Source organism: Bifidobacterium sp. UBA6881, from assembly GCA_002451435.1.
In the GTDB taxonomy this organism is placed as follows: domain Bacteria; phylum Actinomycetota; class Actinomycetes; order Actinomycetales; family Bifidobacteriaceae; genus Bifidobacterium.
In genome coordinates, this window is record DKCF01000071.1 from 18,851 (window position 1) to 25,902 (window position 7,052).

Genomic DNA, 7,052 nt, shown 5'->3' on the forward strand with positions numbered 1-7,052 from the left:
CGACCGTTCTGAAACGATGGAATCCCGATGAGGAGACCAGTACCTACACGAACGCGTTTCCAACCAACCATCAATGGCCAATGACGATGATGGAATCAAACGGAGACACACTCGTGCCAAAGCCTATGCTGAAGCCTCATGCCGCGTGTTTTCTCCGCGACGCGGCGCCTTTGCCATACATCCGTGTCGCATGCCGCATGCATTCGCCCGGCGAACGCCATGGCTTGCGGTACGCCACGACGCCCGCGCAGCCGCATAGCGTGACCGACAGAGCGGACCAACCGCCAACGGTCCGCCCGTCATGCAGGTCCGTCGGATCGGGCGCCGGAACGGGTATGCCGACGCGACGGCCGGAAACGAGGAGCCGGTGGGAGTTGATGCCATATGGCGTGCACGTCATCAAGGTAAGCCGATCCTGCCCTGGGAGAATGCGCAACAAGGAGGTGTCATTCGGCTCGATCACCGCGATGCGGTCGACCTCATAGGCGAGGATCCGGTTCATGGTTTTGATGTAGATGAAGTCCCCCTTACGCATTTCGTCAAGTCGGGTGAACATCTGCGCCTTCACCAGACCGCGGTGTCCGGTGATGACCGCATGCGTGCTTTTGCCTCCAACGGGCAGGCTGGTACCGTAAAGGTGACCGGCGCCCAATGACAGTTGTTTGTCGCCGGTGCCGTGGTAGATGGGAAGATCGACCGAGATCTTCGGAATGACCACGCTCCCTATGACGCCATGCCCTTCATTGAGCAGACGATTGTATTGCCTGTCCTTTGAAGCGTGAGAAAACGACCGACCGCCTCTGGTAAAAGGGTCGATCGCCTCGCCAAGCACCGGCTGGCCAGATGCCGCAAGCTTCCGGTTATACGCGCGGGCGCTCTTGAGCGCGTCATCGATGCGGCTTTTCGGCCAAAGCCGCACACGCTCCTCCCCCGAAGACACGAGTTCGGACATCGAGCTCTGGGACGCGCGTTGCATCAGCATCGGAATCGCCGTGCATGCGAGCGCCACGGCGACCAGCGCCGCCGCGATACCGTACATGATCCGCAATCGGGTACGAAGACGGGTCTGTGCGCGAAAGATGTCGGAAACATCGATAAGGCGTTCAAACGACTCCGGCGAATGCGCCATGTCTTTTTTTCTCCTTTTGCGACAACCGGCATGCCGCGAATGGCCGATTTTGAGAGCAAGACGGACGGCCGGCGAATTCGTGCGACGCGCGCAAGCACGCGTCCATGGTTCGCGGCCGTCCGTTTGGTCATGCCGCCATCGTTCCGATCACGTCCCGATAATCAGGTCGACGAATCGGAACGATGCGGTCAGATGCCGAGCTCACGCTTCGTCTTGCGGGCACGCATCACGACGATGGTCGCGCCGCCGATGCACAGCACCGCCACGAGGCCGAGGATGGCCATGCCCATGGCGCCGGTGAGCGGCAGCTGGGTGATGCTCTTGACGTTGTGGTACACGTATCCGTTCTGGCCATTGGTCAGCAGACCGCTCGTGGGAACCGACATGTCCTCGATCTTCGACAGCACGATCTGCCCTTGCTCATTCTTGGACATCGTGATCTTCAGCTTGCCGGCGGAACCGGCCCAGTAGGTGTCCGGAACCTTGGTCTCCTTAAGGTAGTAAGTACCCGCATCCAGCTTGAAGCCGGTGAAGTCGACTACGCCGCCCTTGCCGGACGTGGCCACGACCGGCGTGCCGTTGCCGTCCTCCACCTGCGTGGTGAACTGGTCATCGGAGTACATGGTGAATTCGGCTCCGGCCAGACCGGTGCGGTCGTCCTTCACGCCGACCTTGGTGAATTTGAATCCGCCACGCACGGTCGTGGAGGAACTGGTCTTCGCATTGGACGTCGAGCTCAGGTCGACGATGCCGGTGCCGTTCGAGACCTGGCAGTCACCGGACAGCGGCGTGCCGACCAGCATGTTCTTGAATCCATCGTATTGGACGGTGGTGTCGCCGGTGTCCTTGGTCTGGGTCTTTGGATCCGTGGAATCGAAAATCATGTACAGGCCGGGCTCTTTCACATCGATGGTCACGGTCTTGGCGGTCTCGTCCACCGTCACGTCATTCGTGGAGACCGTTGTGCCGGTGACGCCGGGGTCGTCGGCGTAATTGCGGATGAAGGTGTCGTTCTGCGTGTTGGCGAGCCAGTTCATCGGATCGCCTTGGTTGTCTTCGCTGTCGTACAGCTTGTTGCCGGCGTTGTCCTTGATGTCGCCCAGCGCGTTGATGATCGCATCCTTGTCCGCGGCCACGGTCTGCAAATGCAGCGATCCGCCGGTCGTTCCGTTGGCGATCTTATAATCTGCGACTTTCGCCGCGCTGAACGTGCGCAGCCCCGTGGAGGTCTTGCCGTTCCATGTCCTGAAGGCGTCCAGATCGCTGCCTTGGAGCGTGATGGTCGTGCCTGTGGCCGCGCATGTCGAAGACGCCGTGGACGGTTCGTCGGCCATGGCACCATTGGTCACGGCCATCGTCGCGAACAGCGTCGCCGCCGCGGCGAGCCCCGCGACCATCGTTGTTGCTCTCATTGTTGTTTTCATGTTCTTCCCTCCATTGTTGGTTTGCTTGGGAACACTTCTATCGTCCGGCGCGGAACGCGTTTCCGAACGAACGCTTGCGTATATGAGCGGCCATCGTCAGCGTCGCCAACGCGCCGCCGACCGCCATGGTGCCGATGATGCCCAGAATCCATGCGGTGGAACGTCCCGTGCGAGGCAGCGAAGAGACTGGCTTCAACCGGTTGGTCAACCGGTTGTCGGTGGTATCGGCCCACTCGCCATATCCGCGCAGCACGGTTTGCGCTTTGGGATGCGCACGGTCGATGGTGAATTCGGCCCACGTATTTGTGGCGTCCGGTAACCGGTATCCTCCGGGCGCGGTGGTCTCCGTCAGCCGGTATGTGCCCCAGTCGAGATTGTCGACGGTCATACGGCCGACTTCGGGATCCTTGTCTCCGGCGCCCGCGCAAGTGGTCGTTCCATCGGCCACGCAATCAGCGAAGTTGTTCAACGTGTCGTTGACCTTCTCCCACTGTCCGGAATCGTTGCGGCGTTCGAGACGCCAGGTGGTTCCCGACAGGTATTGCGTGCGATGATCGCCGTCGACCTTGCTCCAGGAGACCGAACCGGTGATTTTCCTGTCGCGGATCGTCAACGTGTAGCCGCCCGACCATTTGTGCACGGATGAATCCGGCTGGCCGTTCGCATCGACGGGCCCGAAATAGTCGCCGCCTCCGCAGTCGGTCAGATAGAAATCGGTCTGCTCGTCGCTGATTTCGTAACCGGCCGGCGCCTCGAGCTCTTTGACCCGATACGCCGTGCCGCATTGCAGCCCTTGGGTCCTTCCCACGGTGATCATGCCTTGCGCATCCGTCACTGCGGTGATGGGCGTGGGTTCGTTCGACGCGTACTCCCGTCCATTCCATTCAAGCAATTCGAATTTGGCGCCACTGAGGTCTTGGTATCCGGCAGCGTTGTCGTCGGTTTTATGCAGCAGAATCGTGGACGTCTGCACGATGACGCCACTGCTGCTGATGGCCGCGCCGTTGGCATCTGACTTCCCGGGATCCGTCCAAGGAGCGTTGGCGAATTGCGCGGTGTTCATCAGGTCGAATCCCGCGTCCCCCTTGAACCCGTACTGGTAGCTGATGGTCACCGGGGTGGAGTCCGGCACATACACCGTCAGCACACCGCCGAGCTTATCGGCGTTTTCCTGGTAGACGATCGCGTCGGAAGACGGCTGATACGTTTTGCCCGCCGGGCATGCCTGCCCATTGCCGATCCACGCGAGGCATATGGTCACGTTGCCGAGGAACGAAACCTGCGGGTTGCTTCCCGAAGGAGCGGTCGGCACCGTCAAGGTGTCTTTGATGGGCAGGGTGTCCGCATCGGTGATGTCACCTTGCGCCTTGTGCGAAGGATTGATGTTCAATCCGTAACGATTCGCCCGCACATAGTAGGTTCTGGTGAAGCTCTTGCCATCCGAGGCCCAGTCTGAGTCGACGTTCTGCTTGTCTCCGACGCCCGCGTTCGTTTTATGGAAATTGTCGGTGATTGTTTCCGATGTGGTGACGGACGGTATGCTGCCGGAACTCATCGACACCGTGTTGCGGTATGCGATCGTCAGGCAGTCTCCGGCACCGGATTGCAGCGTCTTGTCGGCAACGCATCCCTTTTTGCTGTCGTACCTGCCTTCCGTCCAATAGGTGTTGTCGTTAACATCCGGCGTATGCGCGGCCACGTACAGATATACGTTGCCCTCGTTCGTCAGATCGCTCGCCTGCTGCGGAATGGTGATGCGGTAATTGCGCTCGCCGGTTTTCTCGATCTTCACCCGATAGGAGACGCCCTTGATATTGGTGAATGTCGTCTCACCCACGTCAAGCCACTTCTTTTTGTTGGCGTAGTCGGAGAACGCGAATCTCACATCGCTCAGGCCTTGCGGGAGGGTCTCGTCGAACACGAGCGGCGAATCGCGCCAGTTGTCGGTCACATGCGCGCTGATGCGCCATCCCACATGCGAAGCGGTTTCCGGGTCATCGCCGGCATTAATCGTGTAGTCGGCACCGTTGGCTCCGCAAGCGGTGAATTTCGGATTTCCCGAGGCGTCCATCGGGTCGCTGCAACCGTCTTTCACCAAAGACGCGGCCTGGACGCTGGCGGTGACGGTGTTCACGAACGCTCCGCCGACACCGGTTCCCGCCGTCGCGGAATTCTTGCGCACCTTGGTTTCCGTGACGTCGAACAGGCTTTGGTAGGTGATATCCGCGGTTTTTCCGGATGCCAATGCGGTGTCGGCGATGAAACGGAACGACGTGTAGCGCTGGGTGTCGTTCGCTTTGTCGAGATCCGTCCAGGTTTTGCCGCCATCGGACGTGACCCGCGTCTTTCCGGTCACCGTCGTGCCGTCGACGCTGACGCGCAGGCTGTCGCGCAACAATGCCTTCGTGTACCATACGCCGCTGCCGGTATCCTGCACGACCCATCCTTGGGGAAGGTTTCCATCACCGGAGTTCTTCAATGTCACGTTCCATGCCGCCAAGCCGCATTGGCCGTTCGTCTCGCCCATGGACCGGCATTCCTCCAGCGAGGGGGTTCTCTGGCCGCCTGCGGTTTTCGACAGGGTCATCCTTGGCCGGAGCGGATTCCATGCGACCGCGTTTTTGGTATAGTAGTCGCCCTTGGCATCGGAACGGTAAAAACGAACTATATTCTTCGAGGCCGGATACAACACGTCGTTCGCGAATGTGGAATCATATTGGATTTCCAGCTGCCGTCCGGGCTTGACCGAATATGATTGCGGCTGGAAGACCCACTTCCAATAGGTCCCGGCTGAAAGGCCGCCGGCCGGCCATGTGATGGCGGTGTTGCTGGTCTTGTATGTCGTTCCCGAGATGGCCACCGAATACACGGTCAGCGTGCCGACGCCCATCGCCGCAACCAGCGTTTGATACAGGTCAGCGATATTGCCGGCGGTGTACCAGCCACGGCCGGGCGCGTTGGAACCATTGCCGGAGACGTTTTCATACGCCATCCAATCCTCGATTTTCACGATTGGCTGGTCGATGGTTCCCGTATTGTCATATGAGATCCGCCATCGTGCGCTGAGCGTGCCGTCCGACTGCAGCGTGGGCGTTCCGACGGATTGTTTCGCCGCCGTGCCGCTTTTGCGGTACATGTCGATGGTGGTGGTATGGCCATTGCCGAAATCGAGAACCGTCTGCCCGGGGTTGTTTCCCGTTACTTTGCCACGGTCGGCCTCGATGTACAGGCATCCATTGTCGAGCGGCGCATTGGCGTTGCTGGCTATGGCCTGCTCGTTGAAAGTGATGGTGACCAAGCCGTCTTTGCCGATGACGTATGTTCCGAGGCCTCCGGTCAGCGTTCCCGACATTTCGCTGCCAGTGCCGTTGAAGCCCGCGATGCGGTAGAGGAAAACATGGTTGGAGGCGGTGATGGCTCCTTTGGGGATAACGAACCGTGCTTCGAAACGGAATTGCGCGATTTTCGTGGTGTAGTCGAATGATGCCTGACCGTTGCCGTCGGTCGGCGTGTCCTGCCATTGCGTCGAATTCCGCAGACGGTATTGCACACCGCTGCTGGAGATGCACCCGACCAGTTGGCCTGACGCCTTGGTGGGATCCGAAGCGGTTCCATCCGCGTTCTGATTCCACGGTTGTCCACACACGGGCGTTTGTTGCTGGTTTCCTTCATCCGTGGCATCAGCGATGGTTGCGGGCATGGTCAGGCCCACGGCCGTCACAGCCGCAAGTATGACGCGCATCAATCTTGCAATCATGGTTGACGAACTTCCGAAATATCGTTTTCATACCGTGATGGAGCATCGGAATCATACATGCTCCGAAAATCCATCATACACCCAAGGGGTGCCCCCATCGCAAAGAAATATAGGAAAACCGCATTCATCGATGCAAGCGATTTTTCACTCAGTGAAAATCCTATGTTCATATGACGGAAACCCGCAGTTATGCGCCACGTCACCATTCGAACGCATCGCGGCACGGGAAAGGTGTGCGTTCATCGCATGGCTTCCAACATCCACCCACCCATAGCCCCGACTCAATGCTAAAAGCCCGGTATATGGACGCGGTTCCATCGTGTGAACGGCACGCGCTCCATTCGCATACCGACCAACCATGGCATGTTGCCGTAATCTCCTTGACTACAGTTGCAATCAACGTTCGTTCGCAAGAAAGAAGGCCAGCAATGACGATCGCCTCCTGCGGTTCCGTTTCCGCTTCCACCCTTGGACTGCCGAATTCCACGGCCATTCCCGCCGCGAAGGCGACGTTGCCGAAGGGTCTGTTCGCCGCGAAGATACCGATTTCAGCGAAAACGAAACAGCACCTCGTCTCCGGCATCGAGTCGATCACCATGCTGTCGCTGATGCGGGCGTCGAACACCGCGCTTGCCGAGGGCCGCAGGATTCCCGAAGTACTGGTGATCGGGTTGCGTCTGCATGACCGGAACGCCGAGATTCCCAAAGACATCGTCGAATTGATTGCGATGCAGCGCAGATC

At 59.3% G+C, this 7,052-nt stretch carries 4 protein-coding genes; 1 reads left to right on the forward strand and 3 read right to left on the reverse strand.

What is annotated here, in order from left to right; genetic code table 11:
- Nucleotides 1–136: 136 nt before the first annotated feature.
- From B3C64_RS05380 to B3C64_RS05390, 3 genes are all read right to left on the reverse strand, one after another.
- Entirely contained in the window at nt 137–1,129 is a 993-nt protein-coding gene (locus tag B3C64_RS05380) for a class C sortase (RefSeq protein WP_291534250.1), read from the reverse strand.
- Between the two features lie 188 nt (nt 1,130–1,317).
- On the reverse strand, nt 1,318–2,553 hold the full coding sequence (locus B3C64_RS05385; protein WP_291534251.1) for a SpaA isopeptide-forming pilin-related protein: 1,236 nt from the start codon (nt 2,551–2,553) through the stop codon (nt 1,318–1,320).
- 37 nt (nt 2,554–2,590) lie between these two features.
- Nucleotides 2,591–6,199, reverse strand: coding sequence for an MSCRAMM family protein (locus B3C64_RS05390; RefSeq protein WP_291534252.1), 3,609 nt, complete (start codon nt 6,197–6,199; stop codon nt 2,591–2,593).
- Between the two features lie 539 nt (nt 6,200–6,738).
- On the opposite strand from B3C64_RS05390, the gene B3C64_RS05395 reads away from it, so the two are divergent.
- The coding region (locus B3C64_RS05395) for a DUF4391 domain-containing protein (protein WP_291534253.1) at nt 6,739–7,052 on the forward strand (314 nt) is incomplete at its 3' end.